The organism is Roseibium sp. (genome assembly GCF_965229775.1).
GTDB lineage: Bacteria > Pseudomonadota > Alphaproteobacteria > Rhizobiales > Stappiaceae > Roseibium.
Genome location: NZ_OZ245929.1, coordinates 5,782,152 through 5,797,216, shown reverse-complemented (window position 1 = coordinate 5,797,216; position 15,065 = coordinate 5,782,152). Strand labels below are relative to the sequence as shown.

The window sequence follows — 15,065 nt, the reverse complement described above, 5'->3', positions numbered from 1 at the left end:
TCCACTCAGGGAGGTTTCGGTTCGCATGATCCTCACGCTGGCTGTTTCCGGCTATCGTTCGCTACGGGAAATCGTTCTGCCGCTCGACAGGATCACGCTCGTGACCGGTGCGAATGGCAGCGGCAAATCGAGTCTCTACAGGTCGATCCGCCTGCTGGCCGAGGTGGCGCAAGGTCAGGCGATCGCCTCGATCGCGGCGGAAGGCGGCCTGCAATCGACACTCTGGGCAGGCCCGGAGGCCATCTCGCGGCGCATGAAAAAGGGCGAAGTGCCGGTCCAGGGAACGGTGCGCAAGAACGTGATCAGCCTGAAACTCGGCTTTGCCGACGAGGATTACGGCTATGCCATCGATCTCGGGCTTCCCGCAGATGCCGGACGTTCGCTGTTTTCCATGGATCCGGAGATCAAGAGCGAGGCCCTGTGGGCAGGCGAAGCGCTGTCGCGCTCCAACGAGATCGCGGGCAGGAACGGGCCGACGGTGCGTGTCCTCAATGCCCAGGGGCAGAGGATCCCCGTCTACCAGAACATGGCGCGCTTCGACAGCATGATGACCCACGCCGCCGATCCGAAGGACGGGCTGGAACTCCTGGTGATGCGCGAGCGCATGCGCGCCTGGCGCTTCTACGATCATCTGCGTACGGACAGGGATGCGCCGGCGCGCTTTCCGCGTATCGGAACGCGCACGCCCGTGCTCAGCGCCGATGGCGGTGATCTGGCGGCTGCCCTGCAAACCATCGTAGAGATCGGCGACGAGGTTGCCCTTGCCGAAGCCATCGATGACGCGTTTCCCGGTGCGTCGATCAGTGTCAGCGTCAACGAGGGCTATTTCGAACTTTTCATGCAGCAAAAGGGGCTTCTGCGACCGCTCAGGGCCAGCGAATTGTCCGACGGAACGCTGCGGTACCTTTTGCTGACGGCGGCGCTGCTTTCTCCCCGTCCGGCACCTCTGATTGTCTTGAACGAACCGGAGACCAGCCTGCATCCCGACCTGCTGGAGCCGCTGGGACGGCTGGTGACAAGAGCGGCGGAGAAAACACAGGTCATCGTGGTGTCCCATGCGCGCGATCTGGTCGACACGCTGGCCGTTCTTCCGGGGTGCCTGCGCTATGAACTGCGCAAGGAACTCGGCGAAACGGTCGCTGACGTTGAGGAACTGCCACGGTGGAACTGGCCGAAACGATAGCCGTGTCTGTCACGAACTTCTTTTGCTCAACACGCTGATTCGACTTGTACTTTCCCTGAAGGCTCTGCCGGAGGGTGCGAAGGGATTGCCTCTGCGCACAAAAAAAGTGACGGGGTGTCGTAACGTCGTGAGTTGACGTGAACGGAAGGTTGCGTCATGTCAAGGAGAAGCAAGAAGAGACGCATTCAATGCGCCTGGCGCCGGGATGGAGGTGTCCCGCCGCGGCTGGTGCCGCGGTCAACGGACAATTCGGCTGGCCGGGCCTCACGCGTTGAAGCGGAAAATAACGCGTTGGAGAACGTTATGACGACTGCGGAGGAGTGGAACGCGGCATTCGAGCCCCGTCCGGTACACGAATATCTGGAAAACACTGTCTCGAATTTCGGCGGATCCCCGGCTGCCGATTTCATGGGCAAGGTCTGGACATATGACGAGCTCGGCGAGCTTGTGAATTCCACGGCGGCCGGATTGCAGGCCATGGGGGTCGGGCCCGGTGTGCATGTGGGGCTTTGCCTGCCGAACACGCCCTTCTACACGATCTTCTACTTCGCGATCCTGAAGGTCGGGGCGACGGTTGCCAATTTCAATCCGCTCTATGTCGAACGGGAAATCAGCTTCCAGGCGCGTGATGCCGATGTGCGCATCATGGTGACGATGGACCTGAAGGTGATCTACGACAAGGTCGAGGCGGTCCGCAAGGAACGGGTGCTCGACAAGATCATCGTCTGTCCGATGTCCTTCTGTCTGCCGACAATGAAGAAGGTGCTGTTCAACCTCTTCAAGCGCAAGGAACTTGCCGTCATTCCGCGCGACGAGGCGCATGTCTGGTTCGACGAGTTGCAAACGGAGGGAGCCTCGCCGGAACCGGTCGACATCGACCCGGAGGAGGCAATCGCTGTGCTGCAGTATACCGGCGGCACAACGGGTGTTCCGAAGGGCGCCATGCTCACGCACAAGAACCTGTCGGCCAATATCGAGCAGATGCGGTGCGTTTTCGAGAAGGCGCAGCTGGGCAAGGAGAAGATGCTCTGCGTGTTGCCCTTCTTTCACGTCTTCGCCATGACCGTTGCCCAGAACCTGTCGATCATTCTTGCGGCTGAGATGGTGCTGCAGCCGCGTTTCGAGCTGAAGGCGCTGCTTGACGCGGTCAAACGCAAACAGGTGACCTTGTTCCCGGGCGTGCCGACGCTCTATACGGCGATCAACAATTCGCCGCTGACGCCAAGCTACGACCTGTCCAGTATCTCGCTGTGCATTTCCGGAGGCGCTCCGCTGCCGGTGGAGGTCAAGGAGAGCTTCGAGACGTTGACCGGCTGTATTCTCGTCGAAGGCTACGGTCTGACGGAATCCTCCCCGGTCGCCGCGGTCAATCCGCTGGATGAAAACCGCCGCGCCGGTTCCATCGGCCGGCTCGTGCCGGGAACGAGCGCGCGTTTTGTCAGCATCGAAGACCGTGAAACGGATGTGGCTGAAGGCGAGAAGGGCGAACTGCTGCTGCATGGCCCGCAGGTCATGAAGGGTTACTGGAAACGCGACGACGCCACGGCGGACACGATCACGCCGGAAGGATATCTTCATACCGGTGATGTCGGTTACCGCGATGCGGACGGATTCATCTACCTTGTCGACCGGATCAAGGATCTCATCCTGTGTTCCGGCTACAATGTCTATCCGCGTGTGATCGAAGAAGCGATCTATCAGCATGCAGCCGTTGACGAGACAATCGTCATTGCCATCCCCGATGAATATCGCGGCCAGTCGCCAAAGGCATTCGTCAAGCTGAAGGAAGGCGAGTCCCTGACCGGTGAGGAGCTGAAGCAATTTCTCAAGGAACATCTCTCAGCAATTGAATTACCGAGAGAATTTGAGTTTCGGAATGAGCTTCCGAAAACCATGGTCGGGAAACTTTCCAAAAAAGAACTGGTCGAGGAAGAAGCCCGGAAACGCGCTCAGGCGGAGGCGAAAAGCGCTTGATCGCCGTGGCTTGCTTTCGGGGCTGATACGCGGTTGCGTCCGCTCAAGTGCTGGCATCGATGATGCCTAATGGGATTCGCCCCGTCCTTCAGCTGCGCGTGCCAGTTCGCGTCCCCGCTTGGCTTCCCGGCGGACCGTGTAGATCGAGGCGGCGATGATGATGGCGGCGCCGATCAGTGTCTCGACGCATGGCCACTGGCCGAAGACCAGCGCACCGAAAATGGTCGCATAAAGCAGCCGCGTGTAATCGAGCGAGGCGATGGCCGTTGCCTCGCCTGCCTTGAATCCCTTGATGTTGGCGAGCTGCGCTGCCCAGGACACGATGCCGATAACGATCATCAGGCCCCACTGATGCAGCGTGGGGGATTGCCAGTTGATGATCGCCGGGATGAGCATGATGAGACCGACGCCAAGCGCCTGATATGTGAGGATCGTCACCGGACTGTCGGTGCGGGTGAGGATGCGCACGACGATCATGACCATTCCGGCACAGCCCGCGCCCGCGATGGCAAGAAGCGCATAAGGATCGACGATCCCTTCCGCGCCCGGCCGCAGCATCAGGAGGACGCCGAGAAAGCCGACGATGGTTGCGCCCCAGCGGTGCACACCCACCGTCTCGCCAAGGAACCAGATGGCGAAAATGGTGATGAAGAAGGTGCGGGAAAAACTGATTGCGGTGACATCGGCAAGGGGCAGTTCGATAAACGCGGTGAAGCCGCAGAGCATTGCCGTGGCCGCCAAAAGGACACGGGCAAGCTGAAGGCCGGGCCGTTGGGTCGACAGGGACGTCGGCAACCCGCGCAGGATGGTCGGTGCGACGATCACGAGCATCACGGCCTGGCGCACCACCAGGATCTGAAAGACGCCGATGTCCTGGCCGACAAACTTGATCAGCGTCACCATGACCGTGAAGCCGAAGGCCGCCAGCAGCACCCAGAGGGCGCCGACCGTATTGGAGGGCAGTCCGCCGGTGATCGCTGTCAGCTTCTGTTCGACCCGTTTCAGCAAGTTGAAGTCCTTTGACGTCAGGCGTCCGGTTCCGGGCCTGTCCTCTCGATGCGCTTTTTCGTTTTTTCAGGAGCGAACGAAACCCGGGACAGCGGCGCGATGCGGGACGCGCGTGAGGATCCGTTCGATCGGTCTGGTGGTGGCGATGCGCTCAGGCTAAGCGCTTTTGCGCCGGAAGGAAAGCAGTCGCGGCAATGTTTGCCTTCTGAGCGGAACCGGTTATATTTCTGGGAGCACGCCTGTTCCGGAGCGCAAAAGGCAACAGAACCACTGGCTACGGTGGCCTTCGGAACTTACAAGGGTGCATATCCGTTGTCTTCGGTATTCTGATTTCCAGGGAAGTCCTCCCAAAACACAGGTCCTGATTCATGAACCAGATGGTCACTCCGAAATTCGGTGTAGGCGCACCTTTGCGCCGCAAGGAAGACGAGCCTCTCATTACGGGAGAGGGCATTTACACCGGCGACTACCAGCCCGATGGATGTCTGCACGGCGTCGTTGTCCGCTCCGCCATGGCGCATGCGCGGATCCGCGTTGAGAATGCGGCCGACATTGCGGCGATGGACGGCGTTCATCTGGTCTTCACGGGCGCCGATGTCGACGGGCACACGCTGCCGACCATGGCGCGGCTGAAGCAGATCGACGGAACGGACCACTGGCTGCCGCCGCAGCCGCTCCTTTGTACCGACGAAGTCAGGTATGTCGGCGATGCGATCGCCTTCATCGTTGCCGACGACGTGAACACGGCGCGAAATGCGGCGGAAATGCTGGAAGTGGACTATGAACCGCTCGATGTCGTGATCAGCATCGAGGACGCGCTCGCACCGGACGCGGTGAAGGTCTGGCCGGAACACGGCTCGAACCTCGCCTTCACGTTCGGCCACGGCAGCGAGGCCAGAACAGACGAGGCCTTTGCCAATGCGCACAAGACGGTTTCCATAGAAATCGTGAACAATCGCATTGTCGCCAATTACATGGAATTGCGCGGCTGCGTCGCCGAGTTCAATGCGGACAGCGAACGCTACAAGCTCACGCTCGGCACGCAGGGCGGCCACGGCATGCGGGATGTCATCTGCAAAGTGCTCGGGCTGGAAAAGGACAGGATCCAGGTGATCACGCCGGAAGTCGGCGGCGGTTTCGGGACCAAGGCGTTCTGCTACCGCGAATACCCTCTGCTGATGATCGCGGCGGAGCGGCTGCGCAGGCCCGTTCGCTGGACAGGCGAGCGCATGGAGCATTTCGTCACCGATGCCCATGGCCGCGACAATCTCAGCACCGCCGAGCTGGCGCTCGACGAGAACGCGAAGATCCTCGGCCTGAGAGTGCTCGTGAAGGCGGCCATGGGCGCCTATCTCAGCCAGTTCGCACCCTTCATCCCCTGGGTCGGCACGGCCATGTCGTCCGGGCTCTATGACATTCCGGCCGTGTTCGCCAAGACCGAGGGCGTTTACATGCACAACGTGCCGACGGACGCCTTCCGCGGTGCGGGCCGTCCCGAGGCCGCCTATCTGATCGAACGCCTCATGGACAAGGCCGGCGAGGAAACGGGACTTGGACCGATCGAGATCCGCAAGCGGAATTTCATCAGGGCCGAACAGTTGCCCTATACCACCCAGACCGGCCGCATGTACGATACCGGCGATTATGCGGGACACCTGGAAAAGGCGCTCGAAGTTTCGGACTGGGCGGGCTTTTCATCCCGCCAGGAAGACAGCGCAAAGGCGGGCAAATACCGCGGTATCGGCCTGTGCTCCTATATCGAGGCCTGCGCATTTCCCGGCGGTGAAGAGGCGACTGTTGAGCTCAGCGAAGAAGGAAACCTGACCCTTCTGATCGGCACGCAGACCAATGGGCAAGGGCACGCCACGTCCTACAGCCAGGTCGTTGCCGAGAAATTCGGCGTGACGATCGACGATGTCGAGGTGATCCAGGGGGATACCGACCGCGTCGAGAACGGCGGCGGCACCGGCGGATCGCGCTCGATCCCGCTCGGGCTGCCCTCGGTGCGCGATGCAAGCGACGCGCTGGTCAAGAAGGTCAAGGAGCTTGCCGCCGACCGGCTGGAAGCGGGCGTGGAGGATCTGGAACTTGAAAGCGGGATCGTGCGCGTCGTCGGGACCGACCAGCAGGTCAGCCTGGCGGAAATCGTCGCAACTGCCGGAGAAACGCTGTCGGCCCGCGAGGAGGTTCGCCAGAACGAGGCGACCTATCCGAACGGAACGCATGTGTGCGAAGTGGAGATCGACCCGGAGACCGGGGACGTGTCGCTTGAAAACTACGTCATCATCGATGATTTCGGCGTGACGGTGAACCCGCTGCTCCTGGAAGGCCAGGTGATCGGCGGGGCCGCGAACGCGGTCAGCCAGGCACTGTGCGAGCACACGGTCTACGACGAAGACGGCCAGCTTCTGACCGCCTCGCTGCTGGACTACCGGCTGCTCCGGGCGGCGGATCTTTCCGATATTCATTTCGAAACGCGGAACGTTCCCTCGACGACCAATGCCATGGGCATCAAAGGGGCCGGGGAGGCCGGGACCATCGGAGGCTGCGCGGCTGTCATGAACGCGGTTCAGATGGCGCTCAAGGACGGCGCTGGCGTCAGCGAACTGCTCGACATGCCTGCCACCCCGCTCCGGGTCTGGGAAGCGATCCAGGCGGCAAAGTGACAGCTCCGTAACCAACAAAAAAAGGCGCCGGTTCCGGTGCCTTTTTCTTTTCGCAGAGCAGATGAGGTTTATTCGGCTGGAAGCGGCATAGGTTGTCCACCTTCGCTTTCATATTGTTTTATGTGTTGTTCAAATGCGCGCAAACGCTTGTAGATCGACATCAACTCGATGATCGTGCCCCAGGAGTTCACCAGAAACTGAAAGGAATTCTCTACCTGGTTGAATGCGGAACTGATGCGCTGCAAGAGACCGTACGTAATGGCACCAGCGAGAATCGTCGGTGCGAGTACGATCAGCGGGATAAGGACGGCGCCCTGCAGGTAGACCCACTTGGCAACGTCGAAATATAGATAGTGGAAATACAACTTGAAATAGTTCTTTCGAACGTCGCTGAAAAGGCTCGTTATTGTTTCTGGGGCAGCGCGGTCATCATGGTCTTCGCCGTAAACAAGTTCCTTGCGGTATGCTGCTTCAACCTTCTGATTGTTGAACTCTAGGCCGGGCAGTTTGATCCCGACGAGAGCGAGCAAAACGGTACCGAATGCTGCAGAAAGTAGGGCGGCAAAAACGAGCGAACCTTCGACTTGACCAACGATCGGCAGCTCTGTCACATGCTGCGATAACTCCCAGAGGATAGGCAGAAACGCGACGAGGGTCATGATCGACCGCATGAAGGAAACACCAAGGCTTTCCATGATCCGCGCGAAGCGCATGGTGTCTTCTTGAACCCGTTGCGCTGCTCCCTCGATGTGGCGAACAACATGCCAATGAGACATGTAGTAGTCATTCATCGCCGTGCGCCATCTGAACACGTAGTGCCGAATAAAGAATTCCAGCAATACCGCGACAGTTATGAGCGGAATGGCAACCTCAAGAAAGGCCATGATACCTTGCCAGTACTCTTCGGAAGTCACGCTGCCAGGGGTCTGCAGAGCTCGCTGGATCATATCAAAGAATGTTCCGTACCATTCGTTGATCTTGACGCTTTGCTGAACCTTGTACCAGGTTACCCAAAGGATAAGGACGGAGCCGACCCAGGCCCATAGGAACCACTTGCGGTTCTTGAAAAACGAACGGAACATGGCAGTCTGCCTCTCGAATCTGTGTTTCCTGAGATTATAGGTAGCTGATGTGGCAAAGGGAGACCGGTAAGGGGTCATGAGCCACTTGTGAAGAGATTTTGACGGCTCTGCTCAATTTGCAGGCCTGTCATGCAGCGTAAAATCCATCTTTTGCGCCTTGGTCGATTGCAATGTCGGCCGCTTCGCGGGATATTGGCGCCACTCTACAACACGGCTCCTCCCGTTTCCGGCTTGGAACAGGCAAACAGCGGCGCTCCATGCCGGCTGCCAGGAACCGCTTGCCGCTCTTCCCGATCCTCAGGCCCGGTGCGTCTGGGCAGAGCAGATCCTATTGCGCCGGTCCCGGATGTTCCATATGGCATTCAAAAGCCTGCGATCCCGCTTCACCGGAGCCCCGGCTCCCACCGGTATGACAAGGCATGCGCCGCTGTTGGGCATTTCCCTGAAGCTCGGATCGACATTCACGTTCTTTGTCATGGCGACCGCACTCAAGATTGCCGCTGAGGACGTTCCGATCGGCCAGCTTGTCTTCGCACGCAATTTCTTCGGCCTGTTCCCGGTTCTGCTCATGGTCGGACTGCGCGGAGAGCTTGGTCTGGCATTCAAAACCAGCAATCCGCGCGGTCACCTCACACGCGCGGCGGTCGGGCTCTCCGCCATGGTGTGTTCGTTCACGGCGCTGTACCTGCTGCCATTACCGGATGCGACCGCCATTGGCTTTGCAACGCCCTTGTTCGTCGTCGTCCTGGCCTATTTTCTGCTGGGCGAAACGGTGCGGATCTACCGTTGGAGCGCTGTCGGGGTCGGCTTTCTGGGGATCCTAATCGTGTTGTCGCCGCATCTCGGTGAGGAGGAACTGGACAGCGCATCGACCGCAGGTGCGGTCCTGGGCATCATGGCCGCCGGTTTCGCGGCACTTGCGATGATAACGGTGCGGAAACTGTGTGAAACGGAGCGGACCTCCACCATCGTCACCTGGTTTGCCGCGTCTTCGACGGTCCTGTCTCTCCTGACGTTGCCGCTTGGTTTCCTTCTGCCGGGTCAGGCCTGGGTCATGCCGGACGCGCCGACAGCGGGGCTCCTTTTGGTGATCGGGCTTGCCGGTGGCGTCGGGCAGATCCTGCTGACACAGAGTTACCGATACGCCGAGGCCTCGACGATTGCACCCTTCGACTACGTCAACATGTTGTGGGCGATCCTCGTCGGCTGGGTGATCTTTTCAGAAGCGCCCGTGCCGGAGGTGCTCGCAGGCGCGGCGATCGTGATTGCGGCCGGCGTGTTCGTCATTTACCGAGAGCACAAGCTTGGCCTCGACCGCACCAAGGACCGCAGGGCGTCGACACCGTCGCGGTCCTGAGGCCCATTGCCGCCCGTTCATTGCTGTCCGATTTAACCGGACTTGGATCTCGTGAGGCGGTCCGCAGACGATGAACTTGTCATTCCGGCTGAAGCAAAGCGGAAGGCCGGAAACCAGTAATCACCTGTTTCCGCTTGGCCTTTCAACTTCTGGCCACTTGGAATACTGGTTCCCGGTCTTGCCGCGCGTGCGGCAAACCGGGACGACAAATCTGGGAATCAGTGACTGCCTATTGCGGTTTGTACTGGAACGTCTCGACGGGGCTTTTCGATCCGTCCGGATAGATCAGCTGCACGCTGATCGACTGGGTCGAGCCGGCGGGCAACTCGATATAAGGCTTGTCCTTCAGAACGGCATTCGGGTTGTCCGGATTGCAGGGGTCCAGTTCCCACATCTGATCGAGCGGACCGCCATTCAGACCGTAGAAGACGTAATCGATGCCGCATTTCCACGCTTCGAGATGCGTGAAATAGATCAATTGCTGACCCTGCCAGTCCCGAAACGAGACCCAGTTCGTCTTGGTCATGTCGAGGATCTGCTTGATCTGCTCTGGCGGCATGCCCTGCGCCTTTGCCTCATCGGACAGGACGGGTGGCAGCACACTCAAACCGGCGGCGATCATGGTTGAGATCACGAAGCGCATTGAACATCTCCCTGGCCGTGAAGCGGCTCCTGAGCAAAAGACCCGTCCCGGAGACAGGTCAGAATGCCTTGAACGTGATGATGGTCTTGGTGTCCTGAATGCCGCCGATCGGGTGGACCTTTTCGTTGACGAAATGCCCGATGTCGGCACCGTCGTCGACATAGAACTTCACAAGAAGATCATAGTCACCGCTGGTCGAATAGACCTCGGACGCAATTTCCGCATCCGCGATGGCGTTCGCAACCTGGTAGGTCTTGCCCAGCTGGCATTTGATCATCACGAAAAACGGAACCATGCGACACTCCGGCAGTTTTCATTCGAATGGAATGCCCAAGGACATCGCCTATCTGACCGCGTCAGTCAATCGCAGATGACACACGCGGATCAATGAGGACGGGGTCCGGGGCTTGCAATCGGTTACCGGGCTTGTTAGCAGTGCGGAAGTCTCATGGGGGTGCCCGGCGAACACGACCGGGCTGAGAGGCAAAGCGCCAACTCCTTGAACCTGATCCGGTTGGTACCGGCGGAGGGATTTGAGATAAGACCCATGGCCACCCGGCCGCGCGCCTTTCTTTCATCCCTTCGATTGAAACGTCCTTGTTCGGAGGAGATGCATGAGCCTTACGGTTGCTGCTTCAACACAGCCCCTTGCGGCCGAAACCGTCTTTGACCTGCTGCAGAAGGTGCGCGAGAAGGCCCCGCGCGTTCATGCCATCACGAATTCCGTGGCACAGCACTTCACGGCAAATGCCTTGCTGGCGATCGGCGCGATCCCCTCCATGACGATCGCCCCCGAGGAGGTCGCCGGCTTTGCATCGGGTGCCGACGCGCTGCTGATCAATCTGGGAACGCTCGACGAAACGCGCCGTCAGGCGATCCCTGTCGCGATCGAAGCGGCGAAGTCGGCTGGCCGTCCGGTCAGTCTCGACCCGGTTTTTGTCGAAAGATCTCCGGTCCGCTGCGCCTATGCGCGCGACCTCCTGGGCCTGAAGCCCGATCTTGTCCGCCTGAACGAACCGGAACAGGCGGCTCTGTTTGCGGACCGGGCAGCGGTAGAACGCCTGATCGGTGACGGCACCGTGCTGACGGTGACGGGTGAGGAAGACCGGGTCGAGAGTACACAGGAAGATTTCCGTCTTCGAAACGGCCACCCGCTGATGGCACGCGTCACCGCGACGGGGTGCGCGGGTGGTGCGGTGCTGGCCGCTTTCGCGAGCATCGAGACCGATACGGCTCTGGCCGCCGCAGCGGGCCTGTCCGTTTTCAACATTGCCGGAGAAATGGCGGCGAGCGAGGCGCGCGGTCCTGGAACGCTTGTCCCCGAATTGCTGGACGCGCTCTACACGATGACCTCACGCGATATCGAAGTCAGACTGAAAAGCGCCTGAGCGTCTTGAACGGAATTGCACAATGAGGAGGTTCTCATGACCGCGATTGCGGTGACCATTGCAGGCTCCGACAGTGGAGGCGGTGCCGGGATACAGGCAGATCTCAAGGCGTTTTCCGCCAACGGTGTCTATGGCGCCAGCGTGCTGACGGCGCTGACGGCTCAAAACACCCTGGGCGTCAGTGCCATCCACGACGTGCCGACGGAATTCGTGCGCGCCCAGATGGATGCGGTCTATTCAGACCTTAGCGTCAAGGCCACGAAAATCGGCATGCTCGCCAGCGCGACCATCATCGAGACGGTCGCGGCGGGCCTCAAGGCGCATGAAGCGGGGCCGATCGTGCTTGACCCGGTCATGGTCGCTGCGAGCGGCGACCCATTGCTGGCCGAAAGCGCGGTTGCCAGTCTCATCTCCGAGCTTGTTCCTCTGGTCGACGTGATCACGCCCAATCTTCATGAAGCAGCCCGCATGCTGGACGCACCGATCGCAGAGAGCGAAGCAGACATGCTGTCCCAGGCCGAGCGACTCATGGGCCTTGGTGCGCGTTCCGTGCTGCTGAAGGGAGGGCACGGCACCGGCGACGACAGCAACGACTTGTTCCTGAACGCGACGGGTGAACCGGTCTGGTTCCGTCAGACACGCATTGCAACACTAAACACCCACGGGACCGGATGCACGCTGTCATCAGCGATTGCGGCAGGGCTGGCAAGGCAGATGGCGCTGGGAGAGGCCATTGCAGCCGCCAATCAATATGTGCACGGCGCGATTGCGGCTGCCGATCAGCTGGAGATCGGATCCGGCCACGGCCCCGTGCACCATTTCTATCAGATGTGGAGCGCTTGAGATGTCCGCCAAGAAGACAGAAAACGACAGGCAATTGAACCGCCGGGCGCTGCTCGGGGCCACGGCAGCAGGCGGCGGGGCGCTCCTGGCAGCCCCCGCCCTGGCACAGGGCACGGCGACGATCGAGTGGAAGATGGTGACGTCCTGGCCGAAAAATCTGCCCGGGCCCGGCGTCACGGCGCAGAGGATCGTTGACCAGGTTTCGGCCATGACCGGGGGGCGCCTGCGTATCCGGCTCTATTCGGCCGGCGAACTTGTGCCGGCGCTCGGGGTTTTCGACGCAGTGGCGTCGGGAACGGCCCAGATGGCCCATACGGCCTCGTTCTTCTGGCAGGGCAAGATCCCGGCCTCGGTCTTCTTCACGGCGATCCCGTTCGGTCTGCTTCCGCATGAACACATCAGCTGGATCGAACTGGGAGGCGGGCAGACTCTGTGGGACGCGCTTTATGCACCGTTCGGCGTGAAACCGGTGATGGCCGGCAATACCGGCGTGCAGATGGGCGGCTGGTACAAGAAGGACATCAACGGCCTCGATGATCTGAACGGCCTCAAGATCCGCATGCCCGGACTTGGCGGCGAGGTCATGCGCCGTCTTGGCGCAACACCGGTCGGGCTGCCGCCTGCCGAACTGTTCCAGGCGCTTCAGTCCGGCGTGCTCGATGCGACCGAGTTTCTCGGTCCCTGGTCCGATCGCGCCATGGGATTCCAGAAAGTTGCCAAGAACTACTATTCGCCGGGATTTCACGAACCCAACGGGACCGGTGAAGCGTTGTTCAATCAGGTCGCCCTTGAGGGCCTGCCGGAGGACCTGCGCGCTGCCGTGCTTGAAGCGTGCCGCGCGGAGAACGGACGGGCCCTGGCCGAAAGCGACTGGGAAAATGCAGGCAGCCTGAAGCTGCTTCAGGAGGAAGACGGCGTTGAGGTCAAGCCCTATCCGGACGAGGTTCTTGAGGCCCTGCGCAGGACGGCGTCTGCCGTGCTTCAGGAATTTGCGGAAAAGGACCCGCTCAGCAAACGTATCTACGAGAGCCACGTTGCCGCGCGCGCGCGGTTGGCGCCGTGGAGCGATGTCGCAATGCGGCGTTTTCTGAGCGCACGGGATACTAGCGCCTGACGCAACCTTCCGGCCGTGCGGTCAGCGTCCCGCACATGACTTGCACGTAAGCGCGTGAGGGACACCTGAAAAAAGCGAATCTGACTGCATTGTGCAGGTCCGGATACACCCGGGCCTGCAACTTCCAGGACTGCTTTCGCCGGGAAAAGCGCGGATTTCAGCGGCAAGATCATACGAAGTCATCCACAGTGCCCCGTGCCTTCCGCATGGGTAAGTGTGGCAATGCAGCAACGATCCCCGAATAATTGACGTTAAAGGAAGGTTAATGATTATTTGCCTATTTTTTAGGCATTTTTACGTATGTGTGTCGCGTTCGTGACAAAGCAGCGCCAACAAAGACCTTTCCGCGCCATTTTGCTTCTTTTGCGCGCTGATGGCCCCAGTTTATTGGATTATTTTGCGTTGCAGCATGAAGAAACGCGCCATGGCGGCGGTGAAATCTTGTCTTGCAACAGCTCCCGATCTTGGAAAAACCTGTTCTTCGAAATCAGATTTCCTCCGGCGGGAGGGGGATGGGAGAAAACACCATGAAATGGGCAAATAAAAACACGATTCTATTCGCCTCCACGGCAATAGCCTTTTCGATTGCAGCCACCGCTGCCCACGCGGGCGCCTTCGCGATCCGCGAGCAAAGCGCCTACTTCCAGGGAACATCCTTCGCGGGTTATGGAACGTCGGGCGAGACGATTTCCGCGATGTACTGGAACCCGGCTGCGCTCATCGGCGCACAGATGGGCTGGACGGTGGAAACACACGGATCGCTGATCATCCCGAACTCGGAAATCGATGGCACGCTGAGCGGCGGGTTCCTCGGAACCTCTTCCATCGGAAGTGGTGACATCGGCCTGGATGCCGTTGTGCCGGCAACCTACATTTCCTACCGTCCGGATGAAAAATGGATCTTTGGTGTCGGCATCAATGCACCATTTGGCCTGACCACCAAGCCGGAACAGAATTGGGCTGCTCAATTCTATTCGCGATCCTCGCGGGTCTTTTCAATCAACGTCAATCCGAGTGTTGCCTATCAGGTCAATGACATGATCGCCCTGGCTGTCGGCGTTCAGGTTCAGTACCTGGATGTCAGCCTGAAATCGGCGGATGCGACATCGGGGGCAGGATTCCCGCGCTCCAATGAAATCTATGGAGATGGTTTCGGTGTCGGTGTGACCGCCGGTGTCACCCTCAAGCCGGTGGAAGGAACCGAGATCGGCATCGGATACCGGTCGGGTGTCGGGCACAGCCTGAACGGACAGCTCTTTGCCGGCGGCAGCCGTGCCGAAATCGACCTCGGTGTTGTCATGCCGGACATGGTCAACATCTCGGCGAAACAGAAGATCACCGACAAGATGCGGTTGCTCGGAACGGTGGAGTGGACCAACTGGAGCCGACTGAAGTCACCGGTGGCAACCTCCACGATCACCGGAGCCGCCCTGACCACCTTGCATTTCAACTACGATGACGGCTGGTTCTTCTCCGTCGGCGGTGAATATGACTTCAACGAGAAGCTGACTTTCCGCGCCGGTGTCGGCTATGAACTGTCCCCGATCGACGAAGACATCCGCTCCACGCGGCTTCCGGACAACAATCGCTGGTGGCTGTCAGCGGGTGCAAGCTACAACTTCAACAAGCACATGTCTTTCGACATCGGCTACACGCACATCCTGACCGAAGACACGAAAATCAACATCGATCCGAGCCACCAGGACTACAACGCGGTCTTCGGAACCTACGCTGGCGACGTCGACAGCAACGTGAACATCCTGTCCGCATCGCTGCGCTACAAGTTCTGATCGGAACGGATTTGCAA

Annotated in this window: 12 protein-coding genes and 1 riboswitch; of the genes, 8 read left to right on the top strand and 4 right to left on the bottom strand. The window is 59.9% G+C overall.

Annotation, left to right across the window (positions count from 1 at the left end; all coding sequences use genetic code 11):
* Nucleotides 1-25: 25 nt before the first annotated feature.
* The gene (locus ACO07N_RS26430) at nucleotides 26-1,183 is read left to right on the top strand and encodes an AAA family ATPase (protein ID WP_421983859.1); all 1,158 of its coding nucleotides are present in this window, start codon (nucleotides 26-28) and stop codon (nucleotides 1,181-1,183) included.
* Between the two features lie 303 nt (nucleotides 1,184-1,486).
* Nucleotides 1,487-3,157, top strand: coding sequence for a long-chain-fatty-acid--CoA ligase (locus ACO07N_RS26425; RefSeq protein WP_421983858.1), 1,671 nt, complete (start codon nucleotides 1,487-1,489; stop codon nucleotides 3,155-3,157).
* 66 nt (nucleotides 3,158-3,223) lie between these two features.
* Here ACO07N_RS26425 and ACO07N_RS26420 read toward each other — a convergent pair whose 3' ends face one another.
* On the bottom strand, nucleotides 3,224-4,165 hold the full coding sequence (locus ACO07N_RS26420; protein WP_421983857.1) for a DMT family transporter: 942 nt from the start codon (nucleotides 4,163-4,165) through the stop codon (nucleotides 3,224-3,226).
* Nucleotides 4,166-4,533: 368 nt separating this feature from the next.
* On the opposite strand from ACO07N_RS26420, the gene ACO07N_RS26415 reads away from it, so the two are divergent.
* A complete protein-coding gene (locus ACO07N_RS26415; RefSeq protein WP_421983856.1) occupies nucleotides 4,534-6,831 on the top strand; it encodes a xanthine dehydrogenase family protein molybdopterin-binding subunit in 2,298 nt (765 codons plus the stop codon).
* Between the two features lie 68 nt (nucleotides 6,832-6,899).
* Here ACO07N_RS26415 and sbmA read toward each other — a convergent pair whose 3' ends face one another.
* Nucleotides 6,900-7,913: a peptide antibiotic transporter SbmA gene (sbmA, locus tag ACO07N_RS26410; RefSeq protein ID WP_421983855.1), complete on the bottom strand. Its 1,014-nt coding sequence runs from the start codon at nucleotides 7,911-7,913 to the stop codon at nucleotides 6,900-6,902.
* Nucleotides 7,914-8,268: 355 nt separating this feature from the next.
* Here sbmA and ACO07N_RS26405 point away from each other — a divergent pair, with 355 nt between their 5' ends.
* Nucleotides 8,269-9,270, top strand: a complete 1,002-nt coding sequence (locus tag ACO07N_RS26405; protein WP_421983854.1) for a DMT family transporter — start codon at nucleotides 8,269-8,271, stop codon at nucleotides 9,268-9,270.
* 229 nt (nucleotides 9,271-9,499) lie between these two features.
* On the opposite strand, the gene ACO07N_RS26400 is transcribed toward ACO07N_RS26405, so the two are convergent.
* Both ACO07N_RS26400 and ACO07N_RS26395 read right to left on the bottom strand, forming a co-directional pair.
* Nucleotides 9,500-9,913 (bottom strand): hypothetical protein, encoded by a 414-nt coding sequence (locus ACO07N_RS26400; protein ID WP_421983853.1) that lies wholly within the window; start codon nucleotides 9,911-9,913, stop codon nucleotides 9,500-9,502.
* A 58-nt stretch (nucleotides 9,914-9,971) separates the two neighbouring features.
* Nucleotides 9,972-10,208 carry an Lrp/AsnC ligand binding domain-containing protein gene (locus tag ACO07N_RS26395; protein ID WP_299474182.1) on the bottom strand — a complete coding sequence of 79 codons (237 nt, stop codon included), beginning with the start codon at nucleotides 10,206-10,208 and terminating at the stop codon, nucleotides 9,972-9,974.
* A gap of 145 nt (nucleotides 10,209-10,353) precedes the next feature.
* Nucleotides 10,354-10,463: riboswitch (TPP riboswitch) on the top strand.
* A gap of 64 nt (nucleotides 10,464-10,527) precedes the next feature.
* Between ACO07N_RS26395 and ACO07N_RS26390 the strand changes: the two genes are divergently transcribed.
* The 4 genes from ACO07N_RS26390 to ACO07N_RS26375 all read left to right on the top strand — a co-directional run bounded on the left by ACO07N_RS26390 (nucleotide 10,528) and on the right by ACO07N_RS26375 (nucleotide 15,048).
* Nucleotides 10,528-11,301, top strand: a complete 774-nt coding sequence (locus ACO07N_RS26390) for a hydroxyethylthiazole kinase (RefSeq protein WP_421983852.1) — start codon at nucleotides 10,528-10,530, stop codon at nucleotides 11,299-11,301.
* A 36-nt stretch (nucleotides 11,302-11,337) separates the two neighbouring features.
* Nucleotides 11,338-12,144: a bifunctional hydroxymethylpyrimidine kinase/phosphomethylpyrimidine kinase gene (gene thiD, locus ACO07N_RS26385; RefSeq protein WP_421983851.1), complete on the top strand. Its 807-nt coding sequence runs from the start codon at nucleotides 11,338-11,340 to the stop codon at nucleotides 12,142-12,144.
* A gap of 1 nt (nucleotide 12,145) precedes the next feature.
* Entirely contained in the window at nucleotides 12,146-13,258 is a 1,113-nt protein-coding gene (locus ACO07N_RS26380) for a TRAP transporter substrate-binding protein (RefSeq protein WP_421983850.1), read from the top strand.
* Nucleotides 13,259-13,785: 527 nt separating this feature from the next.
* Nucleotides 13,786-15,048 (top strand): OmpP1/FadL family transporter, encoded by a 1,263-nt coding sequence (locus ACO07N_RS26375; RefSeq protein ID WP_421983849.1) that lies wholly within the window; start codon nucleotides 13,786-13,788, stop codon nucleotides 15,046-15,048.
* Nucleotides 15,049-15,065 lie beyond the last annotated feature (17 nt).

Excerpts from the sequence above, each read along its gene's own strand:
- ACO07N_RS26430 (WP_421983859.1), top strand. The coding sequence starts at position 26 with ATGATCCTCACGCTGGCTGTTTCCGGCTATCGTTCGCTACGGGAAATC.
- ACO07N_RS26425 (WP_421983858.1), top strand. The coding sequence starts at position 1,487 with ATGACGACTGCGGAGGAGTGGAACGCGGCATTCGAGCCCCGTCCGGTA.
- ACO07N_RS26415 (WP_421983856.1), top strand. The coding sequence starts at position 4,534 with ATGAACCAGATGGTCACTCCGAAATTCGGTGTAGGCGCACCTTTGCGC.
- sbmA (WP_421983855.1), bottom strand. The coding sequence starts at position 7,913 with ATGTTCCGTTCGTTTTTCAAGAACCGCAAGTGGTTCCTATGGGCCTGG.
- ACO07N_RS26405 (WP_421983854.1), top strand. The coding sequence starts at position 8,269 with ATGGCATTCAAAAGCCTGCGATCCCGCTTCACCGGAGCCCCGGCTCCC.
- ACO07N_RS26400 (WP_421983853.1), bottom strand. The coding sequence starts at position 9,913 with ATGCGCTTCGTGATCTCAACCATGATCGCCGCCGGTTTGAGTGTGCTG.
- ACO07N_RS26395 (WP_299474182.1), bottom strand. The coding sequence starts at position 10,208 with ATGGTTCCGTTTTTCGTGATGATCAAATGCCAGCTGGGCAAGACCTAC.
- ACO07N_RS26390 (WP_421983852.1), top strand. The coding sequence starts at position 10,528 with ATGAGCCTTACGGTTGCTGCTTCAACACAGCCCCTTGCGGCCGAAACC.
- thiD (WP_421983851.1), top strand. The coding sequence starts at position 11,338 with ATGACCGCGATTGCGGTGACCATTGCAGGCTCCGACAGTGGAGGCGGT.
- ACO07N_RS26380 (WP_421983850.1), top strand. The coding sequence starts at position 12,146 with ATGTCCGCCAAGAAGACAGAAAACGACAGGCAATTGAACCGCCGGGCG.
- ACO07N_RS26375 (WP_421983849.1), top strand. The coding sequence starts at position 13,786 with ATGAAATGGGCAAATAAAAACACGATTCTATTCGCCTCCACGGCAATA.